Below are 25,535 nucleotides of genomic sequence, written 5' to 3'. Positions count from 1 at the left end.
CTGTCGTCCCCGCGTGCGCGGGGACGACGAGGCGTGGCAGGGGGCGACGCGATTACGGCGTATCGCCAGCCGGCAGCGGGGCGGTCTGTGCCGTGGCGGGCTGTGCGTTGGTCGGCGGCAGTTCCAGGTCGGGCTTGACCTGCTGCGCCTGCAGGCTCTGGATGCGCTGGTTGATCGCTTCCAACTGCGAGTTGCTGGCGCGCAGTTCGCTGCTCAGCGAAACCGCCTGCTGCTTGTTGGCTTCCAGCGACGCGCTGACCTGCAGAGCCTGTTGGCGCTGCTGCTCGATTTCCTGCTGCAAGCCCTGCAGGCGCCTTTCGTTGAGCGCGACCATGCGTTCGCTGTAGCGCTTGCCGGCATCCAGGCGAATGGTGTCGATGTAGACCTGCGCCAACTGGTTGGTCTGCTCGACGAAGGTACGGTAGAGCTGCTCGGCGTTCTCGGCGGAATCGGTGCGGATCACGCGCCAGAATTCCTTGTCGTGGAACAGGGCGACGTAGTAGTGCAGCGAGTCGGCATGGAACAACAGGCTGGCGCCGTAGGTGCCGTTGTAGGTGGTGCGCAGTTCGGTGAGCTGCTGGGCATCCATCAACCGGCGCAGTTCGGCGGCGGTATTGCCGACGGTGCTGTCCCTGCTGGCGGCAGCGGCGGTGGGAGCCGCTGGCGGCGTTTCGCTGCGCTGCTGGCCACGGGCGGCCCAGGCGAGAGGTGTGCAAGCGGTGGTGGTGACCAGTACGGCAACAGCCAACCAGCCAGCCATGATGTGTTTGCGGTGATTCATCCCCTGGGGTCCCTGCATGTCGAGCCTGTCCGGTCTCTGCGTGCGACGAACTGCCGCCGCGGGCGAGTCTAGCATGGGCTGAACGCTGGCTGAGGGTGGCTGGGCATGCATCAGTAGACCAGTTGGGCGGAATTGCATTGGATGGATTGGACGTGGACGTCGGTGACGCCGAGCTGGAGGCCGAGGACGTTGGCGAGGATGTTGCTCAGCAGCCCGCCGATCGAGTTCAGCAGGGGGCGCAGCACGGCATCGATCACCGGCTTCAGCAGCAGACAGACAACGCCGCTGCAACTGCCGGTACCGGTGACGGGGTTGTAGGTGCCCAGGCCATCCAGGCCGCCGGGCTTGGTCTGCAGGTACTTGGCCAGGTTGTTGGCGATGCAGTTGTTGTAGTTGAGCAACTGGCTCAGCAGGCCATCGCAGCCTTGGAGGCCCAGCAAGCTGAGCACTGTTCCAAGCAAGGAACCACCGACCTGGGTGGATTTAACGAATCCGGTCCACACGTCGCCGGTCCCGGTGGTGCAAGTAAGCAAGCCGCAACTGAGGATGATGTTCGTCTGCCAAGTGCCGAGGGCGCCCAGATCGGCTGTTCCGTTTTGTAGCGCCGGGACGACGGCCGTGGCGCTGTAGCGTCCGGTCGAAGTGTTCTTGGTGGCTTCCAGATACTGGGTGGCTATGGCACTCGCTTGGCTGCTGGCACTGCTCGTTGGGCTGAGCAGATCGCCTAGCAGGTCCAGGAGGGCGTAGAGAAGGTTGGCGACGGTGTTGCCGAGTGCCAGGCTGTTGGGTGCGGTGGAGCCGGTAGCACCTTCGTCGACGGTCAGATTCTGGGTATCGGACAGGGCCGCCAATTGGATCTTGCTGTTGAGCACGGGAAGGCCGAACAGAGTGAGCAACTGTGCGTTGGTCAAGCTGGTGCTGCACATGTCGCGGGTGGAGGCCCAGTTCGCGGTGGTGTTGCCGACGCAGACGTTGGCGATGCTGGAGACCACGTTGAACGTGGCGTTCCTGGGGGTGTCATTGCAGTCGATGGCAGTGGCGGTGGCGTAACCGTCGATCACATCGATGTAGATCGGCAGGAACAGGCGAGTGCCAAGCAGCTTGAATACCGCCGAAAGCACGGCGAGGTTGTTGCTGTCGATGTTGACGAACAGCCGCACCTGCGCGTTGTAGGCAACGGTGCCGACCGGGCCGACGCCGATCGAGGGCGGTTCGATGATGCTGGATTGCACGGTGACGCCGGAGCCGAGCACCTGCAGGCCACTGATGGTGACGGCGTGCCCCGAGCCGGCGATGCTGACCGCGCCGCCGATCAGGTCGAGCGCGTTGAGCTGTACATCCAGGCCGGCGGCGGGATCGGTGGCCGGTGCGATGATGGCGGCGAACAGCCCGGACGTCGTGTCGCTGGAGCCGAGCTTGATCTGCACGCTGCTCAGGCCTGCGGAGACCAGCCTCTGTTGCAGCAACGACAGATTGATACCGGCCAAGCCCTGCTGGGAGGCCAACTGGACCATGGCGTCAAGCAACTGGCCCACAGTGACGCTGTTGCCCTGGAGCAGGGCGTTGTAGCCGCCCACGGTAAGGTCAGTGCCGACACCTATGCCGAGCGCTTCGAGCAGCCCGCGCGGCGTGATCTGCAGATTGGCCAGCCCCTGGTAGCCGAGCACGGTGGTGTTGTCGATGTCCACGCCGACCAGTTTCAGTATCTGCTGCAGCGGCGCCTGTCCGTTGACGTTCAGCAGTTGCGAGCCGACGGTGAAGGCTACCTGCGGAGCGGAGCGCCAGGCCACGGCGCTGGCGCTGACTTTCGGCAGCGCCGGAACCTGGTTGAAGAAGGGAACCGGGCTGCGTTCCGCGATCACCCTGACGGCATTGACCGGAGCGGTGGCGGTCGGGGCGATGAAATGGTTGTCGCCGGGGTTGCTGGAAGCCCAGTTGCCGCAGCGGATTGTCAGATCGCCAGTGAATTTGTTGTCGTTCACCGCGTTGCCGTGCGCGGCAGTGTTGTTGTCATTGGCGGCGCTGCATTGATCCAACTGTGCGGCGCCGGCCAGCGCCGACAGGTCGGCGACTTTCTGCAGGTCGCGTTTGGTCCAGTAGAGATAGCCGACCTCCACCAGCCCGAGCATCGCCACCAGTGACAGCATCAGCAGCAGGATCGTGATCGCGGCCGCACCCCGCTGCGTCCCGACGACGCGCGGCTCGCGGGACGGTGTGGACGATGAGGGCGGCAGCGGGAACATGGGAATCACTGGCTCTTGCTGGAGGAAACGGCCTGATCGAAGTGCTCGGGGATCGCGTACTCGAAGCTCTTGAGATAACGCTGGTAGCTGCGGCTGGCCTGATCGCCGAGGATCGGCAGCGCGCGGCCGGCGTAGGTGCCTTCGGCCTGCATCCGCAACAGCGCACGGGTGACGTCACCGATCTCGTGACGAGGCGGGTGCGTGGGCGCGGGTGGGGCGGTGTCGGCGAACGGCGAGGTGGGGGGCGGCAGCGGCTCGGTACTGGTGACCGGAGCAGGGGCGGGAGCGGTGGTGGTGGGCGTGTTCGGCAGCGACTCGGTCAAACGCTGTTGCTGCTGCGCCAGCGCGGAGCCGGCGAACAGGACCAGGGTGATGGCGAGCGGCAGGCGCCATGAGCTCGATGTGGTCATGGGGTGGTCTCCGGAGAGGACGGACGAGGGCTGCCGAAGCGTTCCAGCATCGAGGGCCGGGCGACGGTGCCGGTGCTGGACGGGGCGGTGGCGGGAGTAGCGGTGGAAGCGGCGGGAGTGCTGGCCACGCCGGTGGCGGCCGCCGGCGTCGGGCGCGGTCGCGCGCTGCGCAGGCTGCCGGCGAGGCGATAGACCTCGCCGCGAGTGGCGTCGGGCAACGCGGCCTGGCGCATGATTGCCTCGGCCTGTGCCGCCTGGCCTTGCAGCAGCATCCATAGCGCCAGATTGGCCGCCGCGCGCGGATTGCTCGGCGCCAGTTCGGCAGCCTGCGCGAGCGGGCCCTGCGCCTGTGCACCGTTACCGTCGCGCAGGCGATTGAAGCCAAGGTCGCCGAGGTAGTCGGTATTGAGCGGATCCAGTTCGACCGCCTTGGCCAATGCGTATTCGGCGTCGCCGCTGCGCTCCTGGGTAGCGGCGATCAGGCCCAGGCCGTGCCAGGCCGCGGCGGCCTCGGGACTCTTGAGCAGGCTGCGATAGACCTCGGAGGCCTCGTCATCGCGACCGGTGCGGCGCAACGCCTCGGCCTGCATCGCGCGTAGCGCGGGGCTGTCCGGAAAGCGCTTGCGATAGGCATCGATGTGCGCCAGCGACGCGTAGTACGCGCCTTCGCGCTGCATGCGCCGGATCAGTTCCAGGTACATGCCGCGATCGTCCTGCGGTGCGGGCTCGGCCAGTGACTCGGCCGTGGGCGCGCCGCGCAGATAACCATCACCGTGCGCGCAGGCGGCCAGCAGGCAGGCGGCAACCAGAGGCAGCATCCGTTTCATGTCCCCATCCTCGCAACGACGTTGGCCAGGGCGAGCACGGCAGGGCCAGCCAGTACCAGCATCAGCGCCGGCAGCAGGGTCAGCATCATCACCATGGTCATCTTTACCGAGAGCTTGCCGACCTTTTCCTTGAGCTGCATGCGGCGCTGTTCGCGCAGGCGCATGCCGAACTGTCGCAGCGGCTCCTGCATGGCGCCGCCGTGCTGGTGCACCTGCACCATCATCTGCACCAGGCTGTACAGGTCTTCGTTGCCGAATGATTCGCCGATGCGGCGCAGCGACTGCGCGCGGCTGCGTCCATGCGTATAGGCGATATTGGCCTCGTGCAGTTCGCGTCCGAGCAGCGGTAGCGCACCGCGCAGCTTGTCGCCCATCATCTGCAGGCTTTGATCGATGCTGAAGCCCACGCCCTGCAGCAGTCGCAGCAGATCGATCATCAGCGGCAACTCGTCGCTTGCGCGCTTGCGCAGGCGTTGGGCCCAACTGCGCAGCACCAGCTTGGGCAGCAATACGCCGGCCGCCAACGCGGCGAAGATCAGGATCGGTGCACGGATGCCGCCCGGCTGCAGCACGATCACCACCAGCAGTGGCAGCAGCAGTGCCAGCAACAGCCGCAGACCGAGGAAAGCAGCGGTGCCGCTGCGAGTGTTCCAGCCGGCCTGTTCCAGCAGCAGATGATCCTCGGGGGCCAGCAACAAGGCCTGCAAGCGGCCGCCTTCCAGGCGCTTGCCGAGCGTGGCCATCTCGTCGAGCAGGCGTTGTTTGGTGCTGCGTGTGTCGCTTGTCGCACGCCCGTCTTCGTGATGGCCATGCAGGGCTTGTTGCAGGAATTTCTCGGCGCGTTCCTCGCGACGTGCACGTAGCAGCAGGTCGCCGGCGAACAGCAGCAGCGCCAACGCGAACAGGATCACCGCGGCGGTAAGCAGGTTCATGGAGTGCCTCGGTGGGTGATCGGTGTCATAGCGATTTGGCCAGCCGGTACAGCAGCAGCACGCCCAGAGCCTCAAGCAGCAAGGCGCCGATCAGCAGCTTGTGGCCCAGCGACTGCTGCAGCATCGGCTCGAAGAAGGCCGGGCTGAACAGCGCCATCAGCAGCGAGCAGACCGGCGGCAGCAGGCCGATCACCCAGGCCGACATGCGGGTTTCGGAGGTGGTCGCGGTCAGCTCCTGCTGGACCTGCTCGACGTCGCGCAGGAAGTCGCTCATGCGCTGCAGGATCTGATCGCTGCGGCCACCGATGCGCAGGCTGGTGCCCAGCACCACCGCCAGCGTGTCTATCGCCGGCAGGTGGTAGGGCCGCGCGGCCTGCTGCAAGGCGCGGTCCAGGTCCAGGCCGCCACGGGTGTAGATCAACGCATTGTCGAGCAGCGGGCGCAAGGGTGGTGCCACCTGCTGCGCGGCGGTCTGGAAGGCCATCGACAGGCTGTTGCCGATCCCGGCCAGGCGCACCATGTTTTCGAGGAAGTCGGGCAGTTGCCGCAGCAGTTGCTGGCGCTGGCGTTCGATGCGGCGGCGCAGCCACAGCGCGATGACAACCGCGTACAACACCAGCGCCATTGCGGAAAAACTGAGCGAATGCAGGCGCAGCCAGGTGACTGTGGCCAGCGCCAGCCCGGGGAGCACGATCAGGATCAGGGTGGGCATCCGGTCGCGGAGATTGGCGCGGCGCAGCAGTGCGCGCCAGGCCGGTAGCGCCTGTTGAGAGGTAAGCGTGTCGCTTTGGGGCGACGTCGGGCCGGCATTGGACGTGGTCGGCATCGCGACCTGGGCAACGTTGGTCAGGCGGGTTTCGACATGGCTGGCCGCGGCGCGCTGGCGCTGGCGCGCGGTGGTGTTCCACCACAGCTCGATGCCGCCGGCCAGGCAGAGCAGGGCGACGCTCAGCAGGACCAGGGCCAGGCTCATGCGTAGTCTTCCATCGAGGCATTGCGCAGGAACTGGCGGAACGACTCCAGCTTGTGGCAATGCGGGTGGAAGCCGAGCCCGATCCAACGGTCGCGTTCGGTGTTGTTGGCGTCGTACCAGTTCTCGTGACGGAACAGCTCCTGGGTGGTGATCATGTTGTCGGTCACGCCGGTGACCTCGGTGATCGACACGATCACGCGGCGGCCGCCGGCCAGGCGCGAGATCTGCACGATGAAATCGACCGCACTGGAGATCTGCCGGCGCAGGCTTTCCTCGCTGCCCTGGAAGCCGGCGAAGCCGGCCAGCATCTCCATGCGATACAGACAGTCGCGCGGTGAGTTGGCATGGATGGTGGCCATCGAGCCGTCATGGCCGGTGTTCATCGCCTGCAGCATTTCCAGCACTTCGGCGCCGCGCACCTCGCCGACCACGATGCGGTCGGGACGCATGCGCAGGCTGTTGCGCACCAGTTCGCGGATGCTGATCGCGCCGGTGCCGTCGGCGCCGCCGAGCCGGCTTTCCAGTCGCACCACGTGCGGGTGGTTGAGTGACAGTTCGGCGGTGTCCTCGATGGTGACCACGCGCTCGTCGTGCGGAATGAAACTGGCCAGCGCGTTGAGCAGCGAGGTCTTGCCGGAGCTGGTGCCGCCGGAGATCAGGATGTTGCAGCGGCCCAGCACCATGGCGTTGAACAGCGCGTGCATGGGCTTGTCGAAGGTGCCCTTGGCGAGCAGTTCGTCGGGAGTGAACGGATCCTTGCGGAACTTGCGGATCGACACCATCGCCCCATCGACGGCCAGCGGCGGAATGATCGCGTTGAGGCGGCCGCCGTTGGGCAGGCGGGCATCGACCATCGGGTTTGAGTCGTCCAGGCGGCGTCCCAGCGGCGCCAGGATGCGGCGCAGGATGCGCAGCAGGTGGCGGTCGTCGCTGAAACGCTGCTGCGCGCGCCGCAGCACGCCGCCCTGGGAGATATGCACGTCCTTGTAGCCGTTGATCAGGATGTCCTCGATCGTCGGATCGAGCAGCAGGTCCTCCAATGGGCCGAAACCGGTCAGTTCCTTGTGCAGGGCCGAGGCGACCTGTTCCATTTCCTGCTCGTTGACCGGGATGCGCCATTCCTGCACGAAGCTGGCGGTATGCGAGCGCACGTACTTGGCGATGGTGTCCGGCGCCCACGCATCGATATCGATGCGCTCGTCCTCGATGCGATTGAGCAGGTGCTCGTGCGCGGCCGAGAGCACACCCTGGAACTGCTCGGTCTGCTCGAACGGCGGCTGTTCGACGGGAGCAGCCACTGCCACCGCCGCGCTTGCGGGATTGAGCGGGGTCACTTTGGTTTCCATGGGGTGGTACTCAAACCGCGAAGGAGGCGTTGGCGCAGGCCAGCAGGGGATTCGATCACCGCGCCAGGGTCGAGTCGTCGCAGTAGCGGTGCCAGCGCTCGAACGTACGGATCGTTGGGAGATTGCTGCGACAGCAGCTGGCCCTCGGCAGCGCAGGCGTGCAGCGCGCGGGTGCGGTCGGGCAGGATGGTCAGCAGCGGCACTCCGAAACGGGCGGCGAGCTGGGTGGCACTGATGCCGTGGCTGTCGTCGTAGCGATTGACCAGCAGCTGCAGGCGCTCGTTGCGCAGCCCGCGCTGCTCCAGTTCCTTGAGGATGTGATCGAGCGAGACCAGCGAGCCGATGCTCTGGTCGGTCAGCAGCCAGATCTCCGCGGCCGCGTGCAACAGCCCGCCGGGCAGTTGCTGGGGCGACATCCCGCCCAGGTCGCACAGCACCAGGCCGAAGACAGCGCGCAGGCGATCGAGCAACGTGCTGGGATCGTGCACCGGCGGCTGCACGCCACCGGGATGACCAAGCAAGGCCAGGCCGCTGGAATGATGGGCAAACGCGGTGCGCGCCAAGGTGGAATCGATGCGGCCGAGATTGCGCAGCGCGTCTTCGTAGTGGAAGGAGGCGTCGGCGTTGAGATAGAGCGCGGCATCGCCACTGGGCAGGCCCAGGTCGAGCAGCAGCCGGCGGTTGTCCGGGCCATCGCTGGCCGGGGTGGTGGTGGCTGGGCGCTGCAACAGCACGCCGAGCTGGGTGACGAGCGTGGTGGTGCCCACGCCGGCGCGGCTGCCGAGTATCGCGATCAGCCGGCCCTTGGCTTGCGGTGGCGGTGCTTCGACTGCAATCGGCGCGCGCGTCGGTGCCGGCTGCGACAGTACCCGCAGCAACGCCGCCTGGATTTCTTCGGGGGGACTTTCGATATCGATGAAATCGCTGACGCCCGCCCGCAGCGCGGCGAGCACGCCGGGTGCGTGCTCGGGGCCGGACGGGCCGACGGCCACCACCGGTACGCCGGGCATCAGCGTGCGCAGCTGCACGGTCAGTTCCGAGGAATAGCCGGCGTTGGTACTGGAGTAATCGAGCAGCACCACCTGCCAGCTCGCCTGTTGCGCGGCCAGCAATGACGGCGCGATGTCGCGGCTGTCTTCCCACTGCAGCTCGGCGATACCGCCCAGCTTCGCGCCCAACCGCGCGATGTAGCGATTGTCCGGGGTATAGAGCAGCATGCGCACCGCTTGACCGGGGACGCTGCGAACCTGCATGGCCGTTACCTTGGACATGGGCGGAAAGGGTTCCTCATTACTCAACGGGAAAAGCCCGGCAATTGGTCGGAGCTGGCAGGCTGCAGAAGCCATGTTCCCCAGACCGGGAGGTTGGGCTTGGATTCGCGCGCACCGGGCAATGGCACGTCAGCGCCACGTGCGATCGGCCGCACCAGTCGCGGTGTCACCACGATCACCAGCTCCTTGTCCTGGCGGCTGTAGTTCAGGTTGCGGAAGAACGAGCCGATGATCGGCAGATCGCCGAGCAACGGGATCTTGTTCACGGTCGATGTGAGGTTGCTGCTGACCAGCCCGCCGATCACGAAGCTCTCGCCGTCGCCCAGTTCCACCGTGGTGTCGGCGCGGCGGGTGGTGATCGAGGGAACCTGGATGCCATTGAGGCTGACACCGTTGCTGTAATCGAGATCGCTGGCCTCGGGGGCGACCTTCAGCGCGATGCGATCGGCCGACAACACGGTGGGCGTCACGGTCAGGCCGATGCCGAACGGCTTGTAGGTGATGGTGGTGGTGCCCAGGCCCTGTGGTTCGAGGATCGGCAGTTCGCCACCGGCCAGGAAGCTCGCGCTCTGGCCGGACAGCGCAACCAGCGTCGGTTCGGCCAGCACGCGTGCCATGCCGTTGCTCTGCAGCAGGTCGATGTTTGCTTCCCAACCGTGCGTCAACGAGCTGGCGACGAGATTGAACGCGGACGACAACGCACTGGTACCGGTACCGGAGCTACTGCTGGAGCTACTGGGCGCGGTGATGCCGTAGCTGAAACCACCATTGGTGTCCTTGAAGCTGATGCCGATCTGGCGCAGCACGGTCTTGTTGAATTCGACCACCTTCACTTCCACCTGCACCACGCCGCCGCTGGCGACGGTGGAGACATCGTTGACCACGCCTTTCTCGCCCACCGTGGCCTGCGCGGCCTTGTAGGCACGCTGATGCGACAGTACCGAGTCGGCATTGCCCTGCAGCAGCGCGCCGCCGTCGGCGAGGGTCAGGCCGGGGCCGCGTCCTTCGAGCAGTTCCTGCTGCACCGGACTGCGCACCGCCACCACGATGCGCTGCGGGGTGGCATTGCCGCGCTGCCATAGCAGCAGCGTGGTCTGTCCCGGCTGCTTGCCGATCAACAGCGCCTGGCGCTTGTTCTTCAATGTCACCAGATCGGCGACTGCGGGGTCGGCGATGGCGATGCGCTCCAGGTCTGCCGGCAGTGTCCACGGGCGTTGCTCATGCGTCTGCAGGACCAACTCGGAGCCGTCGTTGCCGGCAGCACCGGTGCAGGCCAGAGCCAGCAGCACGGCCAACGGCCAACGGCGGAGGATGGAGCGCATGCGGCGGAGTCGTTCGCTCATGTGGGCACCGGATCAGGGAGAAGAAAGCGTGCCGGTCTGGCCGCCACGGATGATTTCGAGCGAGGAACCCGCAGGCCGACGAGTGCTGCGCGGCGCCGCATTGCGCGTGGTGGTTGCAGGTGGTGGCGACTTGTTGCGTCCGGCCAGTGCCGCGTCATCGATACCGGCAAAGGCGGTGTTCTCCGGTGTCGAAGCGGTATCGCGCAGGCTGGGGCTCAGGTCCACACGCGGTGTCAGCACATTGCGCGGACGCGGAAACAGGCTTTCGTCCGGCCGGCCGGGATCGGCAGGATGGCGCAGCGCCAGAAACAGCTTGCCGCTCTGTGCGCCGAGCAGAAGCTGGTTGGCTTCTTCCACCGGTACCGCCAATACCGCGCTGCGTGGCTGTGCCGCCGGGTCGCGATTGCTGCTGCCCACGCTGTTGCCGCTGCGACTGGCGATGGCAGCCGCACGGGGGCTGTTGGGGCCGGCAACCGTCTGCGGTTGCGCTTGGGTCTGCGCCTGGTCGTCGGTTTCGCCCGGCGTCGCATTGAAATCGAGGTCGCGAACGCCGTAGCTGAGCACACGCAGATGCGAGAGCAGCAACCGCGATTGGCTGTCATTGCCATCCTGCTGAGTTTGCAGTCCGCGTGTGCTCTCCTTGAGGCTGAGGAAAACATCGACGTAGTCGCCCGGCATGACGCGGTTGCCGACGCCGACCAGTTCGTCGACCGGAACCGCCAGCGCACGCTCGCCGGGCTGCAGATTGAGGGCCAAGCCTTCGGCCAGCTGTGTATTGGTCAGCGGGGTACCGCTGCTGATCGCCACGACCGGCACCTTGCCGATCAGCGGAACCGCGCTGGTGTAGCCGCCGGATGGCAGTGCAGCCAACGGGACCATGCGCAGGTCGTTGGTGGTGATCGGCACGCCGGCGGGAAGATCACGTGAGGCCACCACGGTGGCCACGTCGCCCTTCTGCTGTGTCTGGGAGGTAACGGCCGGCGTTGCCGGTTTGGGTTTGCGCAAGCCCATCGCTATCGCAATGACCAGCAACAAGCCGGCGACAGCGACCAATAGCAGGGCGGCGGTCCTGGTCACTTTCTGCATCGCCGGATCTCCTTGAATTGCGAGTGGAAAGAATCAGTCGCCCAGATCGAGTTGGGCCACTGCGGTACTGGTCAGATTGCCCATCGTCCAGCTGTACAAGGTCACGGTGCCGGGAAGGAATGGGTGGTTTTCGTAGTCGTAGGTCACCGTGACCTGCATGCACTGCTGAGCGGCATTGCCGGTGCATGCGATCGGAGTGACGGCAACCGGAGCCGCAGTGCTGGGGCAGGTCGCGGCCTCTCCGGTGAACTCGGTCAACCACTGCATGGAGTCGCTTGCGGCCAGACATGCGGCGTTCCGGCGCTCGGCAATGGTGCCGTAGCGCAGCGAGGCGCGGGCGCCTTCGGCGGCGGCCAGTTCCAGTGTCTGTTTGGCGGCGAAGATCATCACGCCGGTAAAGGTCAGCAGAAGCAGCGGCAGGACGCCAAAGATGAGCATCAGTGCGTATTCGACGGTCACCACACCGCGAGCGCTCCGTCGGTTAGTCGGTGCGCTTGCTTGTCCGCGATTCATGCGCGGCAGGTGCTCAGCCATTCGCGAACCCCTTCAGCGCAAACGCCAGCGCGGCCAGTGCGAGGTAGGCCGCATACGGGATGCCGCGCCGTCCCTGGCGTGCGGCGAGCACACGCTGATGCAGCGGGTTGGCATCCAGCCGTCGCTGCGAATATTCGATGGAGACACGCAGAGGCACCGGCATGTAGTTCAACAGGCGCGGCACCGACAGAACGGCAATTGCGTGCAGGCCAGCCAGCAGGCTGGCCATGATCCAGATCGACAGCATCGGCTGCCAACCGAGCAGGAAGCCCAGCGTGCCAAAGAATTTGACATCGCCGGCTCCCATCAGTCCGAACGCATAGAACGGCAGCAGTACCAATCCACACAACAGCCCGGCCAACGCCTGGGACGGACTTGGACTGCCGCCGCCCTGCATGCCGATGGTGATGGCGCCGGCCAGCAGCGCCATCAGCAATACACCGTTCGACACTCGTCGCGCATACAGGTCGCTGATGGCGACCTGTATGCAGAGGAGGGCGAGAATGGTGATCGTCATGAAGGACATGTGAGATCCATTCGGTGGGCTGCCGGCTTCTTGGACGCTGGTTATGCCGCTTCTTATGCGGCTTGGACGATAGCGTCGAGTTTTGCGAAAAGCGCTGTAAAGAAGTCTCCGATCGCCGGGCCGGCGACTGCTACCAGGACGCCAGCGATGACCGCGGCCAGCAACCCATATTCCAACGCAGTAACGCCATCTTCCTCACGCATGAAACGCTTGATGGAGCTGATCATGATGATCTCCTCGTCAGTGGTGAAAGCCGGGTAAAACCGCTGTTTTCGTGCAACGGAAGAACCCGGATTGCACCGGCATCGACGATGCCGGTGGTGCTGCGAAATGAATAGGGACAGGCAGGCAGCGGCAATGGCCGAGCCCACCTGAAGACGGGATTAGCTGACTGGTCTCATGGCATTGCCCCTGCGCTGCCGGATGAATGGGGCATTCGCCCCTGTAGCACCGATCCTCAGGCAAAAATCTGCGCGGAAATACGCAAAATCGGCACATTTGTTTTTTTTGTTGTGATTTTTGTCTCGGATAAATAAGGGGCGGGCAGTGGTGTGAAACTTCTTCACGCCGCGTTCGCAAGACGATTACATATACATAGCTGGCGCACGTACGTGCGTGGTGAAGCGTGGGCGCGAAAGTCGTGTGAATTTTTATCGCCGCGGCCTTGGCTAAAGCAAAGCCGTGAACGTGCCGCTAGGTAGTGGGCGCATGGGCCCGGGCGGTGCGAGAGACACATCAAGGGGCTGTTATGGAAGATGCCGGCGAGCGGCTTGGGGCGTTCGACCTGATTGGGTTAGGTGGATTGCTGCGGGTTTGCGATATCGAGCTGGTACTGCTGGACGACAATGGTCCTCGTGCGGCGGTGACGAGCCATGTGCATGGCGAGGCGCTGTTCTGCACGATCAAGACCGGGTTTGCCGTGCGCGGGCGTTTCATGTTGCCCCTGGACTGGTGCCTGCTGGGTTATGTCCATCGCACCGACGATGCGGTGAGCTGGTGTCATGGCGCGATGCTGGCAACCGGCAGCGTGTTGACGCTGATGCCGGATGGCGTCAGCGAGTTCGTGCTCAGCGCAAACAGTTGGGTGACGGTGGTGATGGTGCCGGTCAAGCGGGTGCGGCAGAAGTTCAACGAGCTGCATCTGAGCGACCGTCCCGGGCACGCGCTGGCATTGCTCAATCCGGGATCGGCGCATCCGCTGCGTCGCTACTACGGCGAGCTGCAGCAGCGCATGGTCGAAGGCCCCGCCTCGATGGCCGATCTGCATCTGGATGAGGTCATGGACCAGCATCTGCGCGGCATTCTGGATACCGGCCCGCTTGACCGCGCGGTCAAGGGGCGGGGGCGGCGCGGGCATTACATGATTCTGCGCAAGGCAGAAGACTTCATGCGCATGAACCTGCGCCAGAACATCTACATGACCGAGATCTGCGCGGCGGCGGGCGTCAGCGAACGCGCTTTGCGTTACGCCTTCGACGACATGCTGGGTATCTCGCCCAATCGCTATCTGTCCATGCTGCGGCTGTGCACTGCATGCCGCAGCCTGTCCTCGGCCGATTCCGGCAGGAAGTCGGTGAAGGCGATCGCGCTGAGCTGCGGCTTGTGGGACCTTTCTCGCTTCGCCGAGAACTATCGACGCGTGTTCGGCGAACTGCCGCGCGACACGCTGATGCGGCAATCGGGAAGTGCCGAGTACGCGTGACCGGTATTGCCGCTTCCCGAGAGGGGCAAACACCGCCCGTGCCGTAAACGTGCATCCGCTTGCCGTATTTCGCCAATGTATTGCCGTATTGACATCTTTGCCTGCCGAAACGGGGTAAGTGTCGGTCCGTGGAAAATTTGTAATGACTCCCACAACGCAGGCATCAGGTTGATGCCGCGGTATACAGGGAGCAATCACATGAACCGCATCTATCGGCTGGTGTGGAACCACCAGCTCAACGCTTTCGTCGTCGGCTCCGAACTGGCAGCCGCAAGGGGCAAGAAAGACGGCATGGGACGGCAGGTGAGGGCGCTGATCGCCTCGCCGCTGGCCGTTGGACTGGGACTGTTCGCTGCCGGATGGCATGGGGAGGTCATGGCTGCTGATTCCGGCATGACCGAACTGCTGGATCTGGCCAACAAGTACGCCTCTCCCTCGGCAGTGCAGGCACTGCCGCAGGCATCCACTACTACGCCTTCGTCGCTTGGCAGCGCTTCTGCTGCGACTGTGGGATACACGAGTTCCACGGCGTTGTCCGTGTCATCGACTGTCACGCCCCTGCGGCCGACGGCACGGACAACGTCTCTTGATACTGCTCCGGTACGGCGTGAAGGGAGCGCGGTGAAGGCGTCTTCGGCGAATGTCCGCACCGCGGTGCCGGCAACGCTGGGCCTGGTCGACGCAGCGGGCGGTCTTGTCGCCGGCTCGACGTCGGCGAGCGGCGGTGGCCTGCAGGAGCCGATCTCGCAGATCGTCGCGCACGTGCAGGACAGCATCGCGCTGAAGGACGGCAGCGAAGTGACCGGCGTCCCGCTGGATGGGCTGATGGTCGCGCGCGACAACCCGGTGGGGCAGGTCAGGGATACCGCGCAGGCAACAGTGGCGAGCCTGGTCGAGGGCGGCCATGGCGGCACGCTGCCGACTTCGCTCGGCGGTGTGGTCACGGACGTGGTGCAGAAGACCGGTGGTCTGTTGACCGGCACTGGCCAGGCGCTCGACAAGACGCTGGTGGCGGTGACGGGTTCGAATGCACTGGGCAGCACCGTCAGTGGCGTGACTTCGAACGTATCGACGGGATTGAACACGACGACCGCATCGCTGGTGGCCGGCAATGTGCCCGCCGTGGTGAACAACGTCGGCAGCACGGCGCAGTCGCTGGTGACCACTACCACCGGTGGCGTCGACACGCTGCTGACGGGTGTAACCGGCGGTACGGTCGGCCTGGGCAAGCTCGGTACCACCGTGAATGGCGTGGTCGGGCAGGTCACTGATACCGCCAGCAATCTGCTGGCCGGTACCGCCGGTGGCAATAACCCGGTTGGCAAGGTGGTCGATGGCGTCGTGGGCGGCGTCGTAGGCGCGGTCGGCAACACGGTTGCCGGCGTGCTGGCCGCAGGCAGCGGCAGTGGCGGTACCGCACCGACCTCGCTGGGTGGCGCGGTGACTGACGTGGTGCAGAAGACTGGCGGTCTGTTGACCGGTACTGGCCAGGCGCTCGACAAGACGCTGGTGGCGGTGACCGGCTCGACCGCGCTGGGCAGCACTGTCAGTGGCGTGACTTCGAATGTATCGACCGGATTGAACACGACGACCGCGTCGCTGGTCGCCGGCAATGTGCCCGCCGTGGTGAACAACGTCGGCAGCACCGCGCAGTCGTTGGTGACCACCACCACCGGTGGTGTCGATGCACTGCTGGGCACGACCGGCGGCACCGGCCTGAGCCAGCTCGGCACGGCGGTGAACAGCACGGTCGGCCATGTCACCACCACCGCCAGCAATGTGCTGGCCGGCACGGCCGGCGGCAGCAGCCCGGCAGGGCAATTGGTGGACGGCGTGGTCGGTGGTGTGGTCGGCGCAGTCGGCAACACGGTTGCCGGTGTGCTGGCCGCAGGCAGCGGCAGTGGCAGTACCGCACCGACCTCGCTGGGTGGCGCGGTGACTGACGTGGTGCAGAAGACCGGTGGTCTGTTGACCGGTACTGGCCAAGCGCTCGACAAGACGCTGGTGGCAGTGACCGGCTCGACCGCGCTGGGCAGCACTGTCAGTGGCGTGACCTCGAATGTATCGACCGGATTGAACACGACGACCGCGTCGCTGGTCGCCGGCAATGTGCCCGCCGTGGTGAACAACGTCGGCAGCACCGCGCAGTCGTTGGTGACCACCACCACCGGTGGTGTCGATGCACTGCTGGGCACGACCGGCGGCACCGGCCTGAGCCAGCTCGGCACGGCGGTGAACAACACGGTCGGCCATGTCACCACCACCGCCAGCAATGTGCTGGCCGGCACGGCCGGTGGCAGCAGCCCGGTCGGGCAACTGGTGGATGGTGTGGTGGGCGGCACCGTGAGCACGGTCGGCAGCACCGTCAGCGGCGTGCTGGCGGCCAACAGTGCGCAGGATGTGGGCAAGGTGGTCGCCGATACAGGTACCAATGTGCATGCGCTGGTGACCACCACCACCGCGGCCACCACCAACGTGGTCGGCAGTCTGCTGTCGGGCATCGGCAGTGGCAATCAGCCGGGTGGCAATGTCCTGGCGCAGGCGATCAGTGGCCTGCTGAACGGCACGGTCGACGCGGTGGGCAAGACCACGGCAGGACTGCTTAACGGTACGGGACTGGGCGAAACCACCGGCAAGTTGGTCGATGGCGTTGCCACCGTCGTTGACGGCACCGGCAAGGTGGTAGGCAAGACGGTCCAGGCGGTGACGGGCTCGGAGACGTTGGCCAACACCGTGACCGGCACCACCGCGGCGCTGGGCACCGGGTTGAAGGACACGGTCGCCAACCTGCAGGAAGGCGACGTGGTCGGCGTGGTCGATGGCGTCGGCAAGACGGTCGGCAACACCGGCAGCACGTTGATCTCCGGTGTGACCAGCACCGTCGACGGGGTGACCGGTTCGTCCTCCGGCATCGCGGGTGTCGGTACTACCCTGGCGGGCACGGTCAGCAGCATCGGCAACGGCTTGGGCAGCACGGTGCAGAACGTGTTGAACCTGTCGTCTTCGAGTAGCGGCACAACGGTTACCCCTGCCGCCGCACCCACGGTGCCGGCACCGGTGGGCAGCCCGGGCCTGATCATCGGCACCGGCGGCTTCACCGGTTCGTTGGGGGGACTGCTCAGCCCGACCTTGAACAACCTGCTGGGCGGCGACGGCTACGTGCGCAACGGCGATCTGACCGTCAGTAGCGCCAATGTCGTGCAGACGTACTCCAGCGTCAGCGTGCTGGGCATTCCGGTGGTCAACCTGAGCCCGGTGGGTACGCTGCTGAACGGGCTGGGTGGCGCGGTCACTGGTGGAAATTCACACATGACGCTGCTCGGCGGCGTCACCTCCGACAGCTACATCTACAACATCAACAACGGTGATCCGAACGGCCTGCTTGGGCTGCTGCTGCCCGACTCGGCTCCGGCCTGGGCGAGCAAGTGCGTGAACGTGCTGGGCGTGGTCACCGCGGACTGCTGGGCGGTCAACGCCGCGCAGGATTACCAGGTGCTGATCGGCGATGGTGCTTACTCCAACGGTTCCAAGGAAGTGGTGATCGGCACCAATGCAACGCACAAGCTGGCGCTGCAGGACGCCAACGAGGCCTTCCCGGGCGCCGGCGTCAACGATCCGAACAACCCCACTGGCGTTCCGACCGCAGACTATGACGCGCGTCTTGGTCACTCGGTGGTGATTGGCGACAGCGCCAACGGCACTGCCAATGCGCAGACGCTGATCGGTGCCGGTGCGACCTCCGACAAGGCCAATACCGTCGCGCTGGGTTACCTGTCCAACGCCGCCCGCGGTGGCCAGGACAACTACACCGCCTATGGCTTGACCGCACCGCAGACCTCGATCGGCGAGGTTGCGGTGGGTTCGGCCGGGCGCGAGCGGCAGATCACCCATGTTGCTGCCGGTAGCGAGGGCACCGATGCAGTCAACGTCGCGCAGCTGCAGGGAGCGATCGACTTGATCAATACATCAGATCTGTTCGCAGTGACCTACGACAAGGATGCCTCGGGCAACCCGGACTACACCAAGATCACCCTTGGCGGAGCCACGGCCACCGCGCCCACCGTGATCAGCAATCTGGCGTCCGGTGCGGTCACGGCGACCAGCAGTGAGGCGATCAACGGCGCACAGCTGTATGCAGCCAACGTGCAGCTGGCTGATTTCCTCGGCGCCGGCACGCAGTACGACTCGGCCACGGGTCTGTGGACCGCGCCGCAGTTCGAGATCACTTCGATCGATAGCACCGGCGGTACCACCAGCGGCACCTACAGCGACGTCGGTTCGGCGTTCGGTGCGGTCGATGGTTCCCTGACCAACCTCAACACGCGTATCGACAACATCACCGATGGTGATCTCAAGTACCTGTCGGTGTTCTCCACCGGTGCAGCGGCATCCGCGACGGGTACCGATGCGGTGGCGGTCGGGCCAACGGCCGTCGCGACCGCAGCCGGCAGCGTGGCGCTGGGCTCGGCCTCGGTGGCCGATCGCGCCAATACCGTGTCGGTCGGTGCGGTCGGTTCCGAACGGCAGATCGTCAATGTCGCTGCAGGCGTACAGGCCACCGATGCGGTCAACGTCGGGCAGTTGCAGACGTCGCAGGCCGGCTCGGTGCGCTATGACACCAACAGCGACGGCAGCACCAACTACAACAGCGTGACCCTGGGCGCGGCCGGTGCCACCACCGGTACCGTGATCAGCAACCTGGCGGCCGGCGCGATCGCACCGACCAGCAGCGAAGCGATCAACGGCGCGCAGCTGTACCAGACGCATGTGCAGTTGGCCGACTTCCTCGGTGCCGGTACGCAGTACGACTCGGTCACGGGTCTATGGACTGCGCCGCAGTTCCAGATCACCTCGGTAGACGTGGACGGCAGCACCAGCACCGCGGTCTACGGCAACGTCGGCTCGGCGTTCGACGCAGTGGATGGTTCGCTGACCAACCTCAACACGCGTATCGACAACATCACCGATGGCGATCTCAAGTACCTGTCGGTGTTCTCCACCGGCGCGGCGGCATCCGCGACCGGTACCGATGCGGTGGCGATCGGGCCAACCGCCGTCGCCAGCGCTGCAGGCAGCGTGGCGCTGGGGTCGGGAGCGGTGGCGGATCGTGCGAACACGGTGTCGGTCGGTGCGGTCGGTTCCGAGCGCCAGATCGCCAACGTCGCCGCGGGTACCGAGCTCACCGATGCGGCCAATGTCGGTCAGTTGCAGAGCGTGCAGGCCGGTTCGGTGCGCTATGACATCAATGCCGATGGCAGCGTCAACTACAACAGCATCACCCTCGGCCTGGCCGGCTCCGGCAGCGCCACGGTGATCGGCAACCTTGCCGCCGGCGTGGTCTCGTCCACCAGCCTGGAGGCGATCAACGGTGCGCAGTTGTACGCGCTGGCGCAGGGCACCGCGTTGCATCTCGGCGGTGGTTCGACCGTGGATGCCAATGGCGTGCCGACCGCACCGACGTACGTCATCAACAACATCGGTACCGATGGCACGATCACGTCCGGCAACTACAACAACGTCGGCAGCGCGCTCGATGCGATCAGCACATCGCTGGAGAACGTGCAGAAGGGCAGCGGCGGCAGTCAGTACCTGTCGGTGAATTCGACCAAGGGAGCCGCTTCGGCGACGGGTACCGATGCGATCGCGGTCGGGCCGGAGGCGAAGGCCAGTGGTGACGGCAGTGTTGCGATGGGCGACGCGGCTTCGGCCACGGCGACCGGCAGCATCGCACTGGGCGGTGGCGCTTCGGCCACGGCCGGCGGCAGTGTGGCCTTGGGGACTGGCTCGGTGGCGGATCGCGAGAACACCGTTTCGGTCGGCAGTGCCGGTGCCGAGCGTCAGATCACCAACCTCGCTGCCGGTACCGAGGACACGGATGCAGTCAACGTCGCTCAGCTCAAAGCCTCGATCAGTACTTCGCAGGCCGGTGCAGTGCGCTACGACACCAACAGCGACGGCAGCGTCGATTACACCCGGGTGACCCTCGGCGCGCCGGCCAGCAGCTCGGGAGACAGGATGACGGCTGCCGCCGCCATCCCGCCGGTGACGATCTCCAATGTGGCCGACGGCGCAGTGGCGTCCGGCAGCACCGATGCGATCAACGGCAGCCAGCTGTATGGGACCAACACGCAGGTGGCCCAGTATCTCGGTGCTGGCACTCAGTACGACAGCACCACCGGCACCTGGACCGGCCCGCAGTACCAGATCACCTCGGTGAGCACCAACGGCACCACCACCACCGCGACCTATGGCGATGTGGGCTCGGCGTTCTCCGCGGTGGATGGCTCGCTGACCAACATCAACCAGCGCATCGACAACATCCAGACCACGGGCAACGAGTACGTCTCGGTGAATTCGAGCAAGGCGGCCGCAGCGGCAACCGGTTCGGATTCGGTGGCGATCGGTGGCGCGTCCAGCGCCAGCGGCAGCGGCAGCGTGGCGTTGGGTGACACCGCTTCGGCCACCGCGGCCAACAGCGTGGCGTTGGGTGCCAACTCGGTGGCCAATCGTGCCAACACCGTGTCGGTCGGCAGCAGCGGTGCCGAACGCCAGATCACCAATGTCGCTGCGGGCACGGCGACCACCGATGCGGTCAACGTCGCGCAACTGCAGGCGTCGCAGGCTGGATCGGTGCGCTATGACACCAACAGCGATGGCAGCACCAACTACAGCAGCGTGACGATGGGGCAGGCCAGCAGCACGGTCACCCTCCACAACATCGCGGCCGGTACGGCCAACACCGACGCGGTCAACCTCGGGCAGCTCAATGCCGGGCTTGCCGATGCGATGGATTGGTCGAAGGGCTACACCGATCAGTCCGTGCGCAGGCTCGACAACAAGGCATCGGCGGGCGTGGCTTCGGCGATGGCGATGGCGGCTCTGCCGCAGCCCTCCGAGGCCGGACGCAGCATGGCCTCGATTGCCGGCGGCACTTTCAGCGGCGAATCGGGCTTTGCGGTCGGTTTGTCGGGCATTACCGAGGGCGGACGCTGGATCTACAAGGTCAGCGGCTCGACCAACACCCGCGGACAGGGTGGCGTTTCGATCGGTGCCGGCATCCAGTGGTGATGCCGGCAAACCACACATGACGATGTGACTCAAGGGGTGAGGTCATGAAAGCGATAGTGAAGCTCGTTGGATGGGGCTTGGCGGCGGGAATGGCGCTGGGGCTGGGTGGGTGCAGGACCATAGGGGCGGATGGGGACGGTTTTCCGAACCCGGATCGCGCTTATCCACGCGGTGGCACCTTCGTCAATCTCGACGACCTGCGCCAGTACGCGCCGGGAATGAACAAGGACCAGATCCTGGCGTTGCTGGGTGCGCCCCACTTCAATGAAAAGCTGTGGGGCGTGCGCGACTGGAACTACCTGTTCAACCTGCGCGCGAGCGTTGGCGCCGAGCCGGTACGCTGCCAGTTCCGGATCGTGTTCGATGCCAAGGGCATCGCGCAGAGCCAGTCCTGGAAGCCGGCCGAATGCAGTGCCTTGCTGCAACCTCCGCAGGCGGTGGCACCACCACCGCCACCGGCGCCGCCACCGGCGGCACCATTGCGGTTGCAGGCCGATGCGCTGTTCGATTTCAACAGCGCCGTGCTCAAGCCGGCCGGGCAGGAGCGGTTGCGGCAGTTGGTGCAGCAGGGAGGCGACCCGCGCGGCGTCCGTGACGTGGTGGTGATCGGTTACACCGACCGCATCGGCAGTGACAGCTACAACCTGAAGCTCTCGCAGAATCGTGCCCAGGCAGTGCGGGCGTTTCTGATCGGGCAGGGCATACCGGCCGAAGCGATTCGCGCCGAGGGACGCGGCAATGCCCAGCCGGTGGCCGAGTGCCCGGCCGGACGCAGCCGCGCGGTGATCGAGTGCCTGGCGCCCAATCGCCGGGTGGAGATCACCGGCATCGCGCATTAGGACGGTTCGGACGTATCGATCTAGTTCCACAGCGCGGATTCACTACGGCCCCCGCAGCGGCGAGAATGCTCGCCTTGGCCGACGTGGCGAAGTGCCACCACACCGGGTGGCACGGGCGGCGGCCGTGTGGAGATGCCGGGTGTCGAATGTCGCGAAGTGGGCGCGCTGGGCCGGGAGCCTGGTGCCGGTGAGTCTGGTCCTGGCCGTGGTCGGCTTCGGAATGGCGCTGCCTGGCTACTCGCAGTGGAAATATCCGGTCGCGTTGCTGGGGGCGACCGGGATTGCCCACGCCCAGGCGTTCTCGGCGCTGGGTTTCGTGCTTCCCGGGTTGCTGGCGGTGGCTGCAGCCGCCGGTCTGCTGGCCGCAGGTCACGACCGCATGCAGCGGATCGGCCTGCAATTGCTGCTGCTGTCGGGCCTGGCCTTCTGCGGCATGGGGCTGCTGCCGCTGGATCCGATCGATCTGGACAGCCGCGCCAGCCAATACCACGCCACGGCCTGGCTGTTGTGGGCGCTGGCCTTCATTCCCGGTGCCGGCCTGTGGGGGCTGTGGCTGCGGCATCAGCCCGGTGGCGCCCTGCTGGGTGCGCTGAGCCTGCTGGCGGCAACCTTGGTCGCATTGCTTTCGTTCCTGCCGCCGGGCCCCTGGCTGCCGGCGCCGCTGGCGCAGCGGCTGGCATTCCTGGCCTGGGCCGGCTGGTGGGCTTTGGCGGCCTGGATGTGGCCGCAGCCGCGCGGAACCGCCGTGTGACGGCGGCCTGCTGATCCCCTCGGGAGGCTGCTGGGGCAGCCTCTGCGACATGGAAGCGGGTCGATCGGCGGCGTCGCTGGCGGCGTCGGCCGGCTCCGCCCGGCAGCAGACGCGAGTGGAGTGCCCTGCTGCGCTGCGGTACCCTTTGCGGCTTTGCGCAGTCCCGCGTGCCGACCGCCTCCATGTCCTCCGCCGAAACCACCGCCTACGACCCGCAGCAGGTCGAATCCTCCGCCCAGTCGTTTTGGGACTCCACCAAGGCCTTCGAGGTCAAGGAGGATTCGGAGAAACCCAAGTACTACTGCCTGTCGATGCTGCCGTACCCGTCCGGTGCGCTGCACATGGGGCACGTGCGCAACTACACCATCGGCGACGTGATCAGCCGCTACCGGCGCATGACCGGCCACAACGTGCTGCAGCCGATGGGCTGGGACGCGTTCGGCCTGCCCGCCGAGAACGCCGCGATCAAGAACAAGACCGCGCCGGCCAAGTGGACCTACAAGAACATCGATCACATGCGCAGCCAGCTCAAGTCGCTGGGCTATGCGATCGACTGGTCGCGCGAGTTCGCCACCTGCCGGCCCGAGTACTACGTGCACGAGCAGCGCATGTTCACCCGCTTGATGCGCAAGGGCCTGGCCTACCGTCGCAACGCGGTGGTGAACTGGGATCCGGTCGACCAGACCGTGCTGGCCAACGAGCAGGTCATCGACGGCCGCGGCTGGCGCTCCGGCGCGCTGGTGGAGAAGCGCGAGATCCCACAGTGGTTCCTGCGCATCACCGATTACGCCCAGGAACTGCTGGACGGTCTGGACACGCTGGATGGCTGGCCGGAATCGGTCAAGACCATGCAGCGCAACTGGATCGGCCGTTCCGAAGGCCTGGAAATCCAGTTCGACGTGGTCAATCCGGGGAGCTGCACGCTCGAACCGCTGCGCGTGTTCACCACCCGTCCCGACACGCTGATGGGCGTGACCTTCGTTTCGATCGCCGGCGAACATCCGCTGGCGTTGAAGGCCGCTGCTGCCAACCCGGCGCTGGCCGCATTCTTGGAGGAGCTCAAGAAGGGCGGCGTTTCCGAAGCCGAACTGGAGACCCAGGAAAAACGCGGCATGGACACCGGCCTGAAGGCGGTGCATCCGGTCACCGGCGAGCAGGTGCCGATCTGGGTCGCCAACTTCGTGCTGATGGGCTACGGCACCGGCGCGGTGATGGGGGTGCCCGGCCACGACGAGCGCGACCACGCCTTCGCCAACAAGTACGCGCTGCCGATCCGCCAGGTCATCGCGCTCAAGGACGCCCGCAACGACGAAGAGCGGACCTGGGAGCCGGGCGTATGGCGCGACTGGTATACCGACAAGACCCGCGACATCGAACTGATCAACTCGGCCGAGTTCGACGGTCTGGACTACCAGGGCGCGTTCGAGGCCCTTGCCGAGCGCTTCGAGCGCAAGGGCCAGGGCCAGCGCCGGATCAACTACCGCCTGCGCGACTGGGGCGTGAGCCGCCAGCGCTACTGGGGCTGCCCGATCCCGGTGATCTACTGCGCCAGCTGTGGCGCGGTGCCGGTGCCGGAAGACCAGTTGCCGGTGGTGCTGCCGGAGGACGTGGAATTCAGCGGTACCGGCTCGCCAATCAAGACCGATCCGGAGTGGCGCAAGACCACCTGTCCGGAATGCGGCAAGCCGGCCGAGCGCGAGACCGACACCTTCGATACCTTCATGGAGTCGAGCTGGTACTACGCGCGCTACACCTCGCCGGGTGCCAAGGACATGGTCGACAAGCGCGGCAACTACTGGCTGCCGGTGGACCAGTACATCGGCGGCATCGAGCACGCCATCCTGCACCTGATGTATTTCCGCTTCTATCACAAGCTCATGCGCGACGCGCGGCTGGTGGACAGCGACGAGCCGGCGACCAACCTGCTGACCCAGGGCATGGTGATCGCCGATACCTACTATCGCCAGAACGCCGACGGTTCCAAGGACTGGATCAACCCGGCCGATGTCGACGTGCAGCGTGACGACAAGGCGCGCGTGATCGGCGCGGTGCTCAAGAGCGACGGCCAGCCGGTGGTGATCGGCGGCACCGAGAAGATGTCCAAGTCGAAGAACAACGGCGTGGATCCGCAGGCGATGGTCGGCAAGTACGGCGCCGACACCGTGCGCCTGTTCTCGATGTTCGCCGCACCGCCGGAACAGTCGCTGGAGTGGAACGAGGCTGGTGTCGATGGCATGGCGCGCTTCCTGCGCCGGCTGTGGGTGCAGGTGCACAAGCATGTCGGCGACGGAACGGTGCCGGCGCTGGATGTCGCCGCATTGGATGCCGGACAGAAGGCGATGCGCCGCAAGACCCACGAGACGATCGGCAAGGTCGGCGACGACTACGGCCGCCGCTACAGCTTCAACACCGCGATCGCCGCGGTGATGGAGTTGTCCAACGCGGTGGCGAAGTTCGACGACGCCAGTGCACAGGGCCGCGCCGTGCGCCAGGAAGCGCTGGAAGCGATGGTGCTGCTGCTCAACCCGATCACCCCGCACGCCAGCCACACCCTGTGGCAGGCGCTGGGTCACGCCGAAACCCTGCTGGAGGACGTGCCGTTCCCGGTGGCGGACGAGGCGGCGCTGGTACGGGATGCGCTGACCCTGGCGGTGCAGGTCAACGGCAAGCTGCGCGGCACCATCGAGGTCGCTGCCGATGCCCCGAAGGACCAGGTCGAAGGCTTGGCGAAGGCCGAGCCGAACGCCGCCAAGTTCCTGGAAGGCCTGACGATCCGCAAGGTCATCATCGTGCCGGGCAAGATCGTCAACATCGTCGCGGCATAGCCGCGACGATGTTGCGGGGGCCGAAGCGGGTTCCGGATGGTTCGCCTCGCGGGCGCGTGACAACGCGTTCGTGATCTG

General features: G+C 65.9%; 18 protein-coding genes. 5 read left to right on the top strand and 13 right to left on the bottom strand.

What is annotated here, in order from left to right:
* Window positions 1-52 precede the first annotated feature (52 nt).
* The 13 genes from AC3WJE_RS11495 to AC3WJE_RS11435 all read right to left on the bottom strand — a co-directional run bounded on the left by AC3WJE_RS11495 (window position 53) and on the right by AC3WJE_RS11435 (window position 12,499).
* A complete protein-coding gene (locus AC3WJE_RS11495) occupies window positions 53-781 on the bottom strand; it encodes a DUF2968 domain-containing protein (protein WP_493730931.1) in 729 nt (242 codons plus the stop codon).
* Window positions 782-891: 110 nt separating this feature from the next.
* Entirely contained in the window at window positions 892-3,024 is a 2,133-nt protein-coding gene (locus AC3WJE_RS11490; RefSeq protein WP_493730930.1) for a pilus assembly protein TadG-related protein, read from the bottom strand.
* 5 nt (window positions 3,025-3,029) lie between these two features.
* Window positions 3,030-3,434, bottom strand: coding sequence for a DUF3613 domain-containing protein (locus AC3WJE_RS11485; protein ID WP_493730929.1), 405 nt, complete (start codon window positions 3,432-3,434; stop codon window positions 3,030-3,032).
* Window positions 3,431-4,261 (bottom strand): tetratricopeptide repeat protein, encoded by an 831-nt coding sequence (locus AC3WJE_RS11480; RefSeq protein ID WP_493730928.1) that lies wholly within the window; start codon window positions 4,259-4,261, stop codon window positions 3,431-3,433. Before AC3WJE_RS11480 ends, AC3WJE_RS11485 begins: the two co-directional genes overlap by 4 nt.
* Entirely contained in the window at window positions 4,258-5,193 is a 936-nt protein-coding gene (locus AC3WJE_RS11475; RefSeq protein ID WP_493730927.1) for a type II secretion system F family protein, read from the bottom strand. Before AC3WJE_RS11475 ends, AC3WJE_RS11480 begins: the two co-directional genes overlap by 4 nt.
* Before the next feature lie 25 nt (window positions 5,194-5,218).
* Window positions 5,219-6,166 carry a type II secretion system F family protein gene (locus AC3WJE_RS11470; RefSeq protein WP_493730926.1) on the bottom strand — a complete coding sequence of 316 codons (948 nt, stop codon included), beginning with the start codon at window positions 6,164-6,166 and terminating at the stop codon, window positions 5,219-5,221.
* Window positions 6,163-7,512 (bottom strand): TadA family conjugal transfer-associated ATPase, encoded by a 1,350-nt coding sequence (locus tag AC3WJE_RS11465; protein ID WP_493730925.1) that lies wholly within the window; start codon window positions 7,510-7,512, stop codon window positions 6,163-6,165. Before AC3WJE_RS11465 ends, AC3WJE_RS11470 begins: the two co-directional genes overlap by 4 nt.
* On the bottom strand, window positions 7,497-8,783 hold the full coding sequence (locus tag AC3WJE_RS11460) for a CpaE/TadZ family protein (RefSeq protein WP_493730924.1): 1,287 nt from the start codon (window positions 8,781-8,783) through the stop codon (window positions 7,497-7,499). Before AC3WJE_RS11460 ends, AC3WJE_RS11465 begins: the two co-directional genes overlap by 16 nt.
* A gap of 23 nt (window positions 8,784-8,806) precedes the next feature.
* Entirely contained in the window at window positions 8,807-10,105 is a 1,299-nt protein-coding gene (locus AC3WJE_RS11455; protein ID WP_493730923.1) for a type II and III secretion system protein family protein, read from the bottom strand.
* 33 nt (window positions 10,106-10,138) lie between these two features.
* On the bottom strand, window positions 10,139-11,212 hold the full coding sequence (gene cpaB, locus AC3WJE_RS11450; RefSeq protein ID WP_493730922.1) for a Flp pilus assembly protein CpaB: 1,074 nt from the start codon (window positions 11,210-11,212) through the stop codon (window positions 10,139-10,141).
* 33 nt (window positions 11,213-11,245) lie between these two features.
* Window positions 11,246-11,671 carry a hypothetical protein gene (locus AC3WJE_RS11445; RefSeq protein WP_493730921.1) on the bottom strand — a complete coding sequence of 142 codons (426 nt, stop codon included), beginning with the start codon at window positions 11,669-11,671 and terminating at the stop codon, window positions 11,246-11,248.
* 67 nt (window positions 11,672-11,738) lie between these two features.
* On the bottom strand, window positions 11,739-12,272 hold the full coding sequence (locus tag AC3WJE_RS11440) for an A24 family peptidase (RefSeq protein ID WP_493730920.1): 534 nt from the start codon (window positions 12,270-12,272) through the stop codon (window positions 11,739-11,741).
* Window positions 12,273-12,325: 53 nt separating this feature from the next.
* Window positions 12,326-12,499, bottom strand: coding sequence for a Flp family type IVb pilin (locus AC3WJE_RS11435; RefSeq protein WP_493730919.1), 174 nt, complete (start codon window positions 12,497-12,499; stop codon window positions 12,326-12,328).
* Between the two features lie 521 nt (window positions 12,500-13,020).
* Here AC3WJE_RS11435 and AC3WJE_RS11430 point away from each other — a divergent pair.
* The 5 genes from AC3WJE_RS11430 to leuS all read left to right on the top strand — a co-directional run bounded on the left by AC3WJE_RS11430 (window position 13,021) and on the right by leuS (window position 25,457).
* Window positions 13,021-13,974 (top strand): AraC family transcriptional regulator, encoded by a 954-nt coding sequence (locus tag AC3WJE_RS11430; RefSeq protein WP_493730918.1) that lies wholly within the window; start codon window positions 13,021-13,023, stop codon window positions 13,972-13,974.
* Window positions 13,975-14,172: 198 nt separating this feature from the next.
* Window positions 14,173-21,042, top strand: coding sequence for an ESPR-type extended signal peptide-containing protein (locus AC3WJE_RS11425; protein ID WP_493730917.1), 6,870 nt, complete (start codon window positions 14,173-14,175; stop codon window positions 21,040-21,042).
* 44 nt (window positions 21,043-21,086) lie between these two features.
* On the top strand, window positions 21,087-21,881 hold the full coding sequence (locus AC3WJE_RS11420) for an OmpA family protein (protein ID WP_493730916.1): 795 nt from the start codon (window positions 21,087-21,089) through the stop codon (window positions 21,879-21,881).
* A 139-nt stretch (window positions 21,882-22,020) separates the two neighbouring features.
* On the top strand, window positions 22,021-22,632 hold the full coding sequence (locus tag AC3WJE_RS11415; protein WP_493730915.1) for a DUF998 domain-containing protein: 612 nt from the start codon (window positions 22,021-22,023) through the stop codon (window positions 22,630-22,632).
* A gap of 182 nt (window positions 22,633-22,814) precedes the next feature.
* Window positions 22,815-25,457 carry a leucine--tRNA ligase gene (leuS, locus tag AC3WJE_RS11410; RefSeq protein WP_493730914.1) on the top strand — a complete coding sequence of 881 codons (2,643 nt, stop codon included), beginning with the start codon at window positions 22,815-22,817 and terminating at the stop codon, window positions 25,455-25,457.
* Window positions 25,458-25,535: the final 78 nt, after the last annotated feature.

This window comes from Pseudomonas sp. GW821-FHT07E12 (assembly GCF_058986605.1).
This window is presented reverse-complemented; position numbering and strand designations above follow the sequence as displayed.

Excerpts from the sequence above, each read along its gene's own strand:
- leuS (WP_493730914.1), top strand. The coding sequence starts at position 22,815 with ATGTCCTCCGCCGAAACCACCGCCTACGACCCGCAGCAGGTCGAATCC.
- AC3WJE_RS11460 (WP_493730924.1), bottom strand. The coding sequence starts at position 8,783 with ATGTCCAAGGTAACGGCCATGCAGGTTCGCAGCGTCCCCGGTCAAGCG.
- AC3WJE_RS11470 (WP_493730926.1), bottom strand. The coding sequence starts at position 6,166 with ATGAGCCTGGCCCTGGTCCTGCTGAGCGTCGCCCTGCTCTGCCTGGCC.
- AC3WJE_RS11495 (WP_493730931.1), bottom strand. The coding sequence starts at position 781 with ATGAATCACCGCAAACACATCATGGCTGGCTGGTTGGCTGTTGCCGTA.
- cpaB (WP_493730922.1), bottom strand. The coding sequence starts at position 11,212 with ATGCAGAAAGTGACCAGGACCGCCGCCCTGCTATTGGTCGCTGTCGCC.
- AC3WJE_RS11430 (WP_493730918.1), top strand. The coding sequence starts at position 13,021 with ATGGAAGATGCCGGCGAGCGGCTTGGGGCGTTCGACCTGATTGGGTTA.
- AC3WJE_RS11440 (WP_493730920.1), bottom strand. The coding sequence starts at position 12,272 with ATGTCCTTCATGACGATCACCATTCTCGCCCTCCTCTGCATACAGGTC.
- AC3WJE_RS11425 (WP_493730917.1), top strand. The coding sequence starts at position 14,173 with ATGAACCGCATCTATCGGCTGGTGTGGAACCACCAGCTCAACGCTTTC.
- AC3WJE_RS11455 (WP_493730923.1), bottom strand. The coding sequence starts at position 10,105 with ATGCGCTCCATCCTCCGCCGTTGGCCGTTGGCCGTGCTGCTGGCTCTG.
- AC3WJE_RS11490 (WP_493730930.1), bottom strand. The coding sequence starts at position 3,024 with ATGTTCCCGCTGCCGCCCTCATCGTCCACACCGTCCCGCGAGCCGCGC.
- AC3WJE_RS11480 (WP_493730928.1), bottom strand. The coding sequence starts at position 4,261 with ATGAAACGGATGCTGCCTCTGGTTGCCGCCTGCCTGCTGGCCGCCTGC.
- AC3WJE_RS11465 (WP_493730925.1), bottom strand. The coding sequence starts at position 7,512 with ATGGAAACCAAAGTGACCCCGCTCAATCCCGCAAGCGCGGCGGTGGCA.
- AC3WJE_RS11485 (WP_493730929.1), bottom strand. The coding sequence starts at position 3,434 with ATGACCACATCGAGCTCATGGCGCCTGCCGCTCGCCATCACCCTGGTC.
- AC3WJE_RS11420 (WP_493730916.1), top strand. The coding sequence starts at position 21,087 with ATGAAAGCGATAGTGAAGCTCGTTGGATGGGGCTTGGCGGCGGGAATG.
- AC3WJE_RS11475 (WP_493730927.1), bottom strand. The coding sequence starts at position 5,193 with ATGAACCTGCTTACCGCCGCGGTGATCCTGTTCGCGTTGGCGCTGCTG.
- AC3WJE_RS11435 (WP_493730919.1), bottom strand. The coding sequence starts at position 12,499 with ATGATCAGCTCCATCAAGCGTTTCATGCGTGAGGAAGATGGCGTTACT.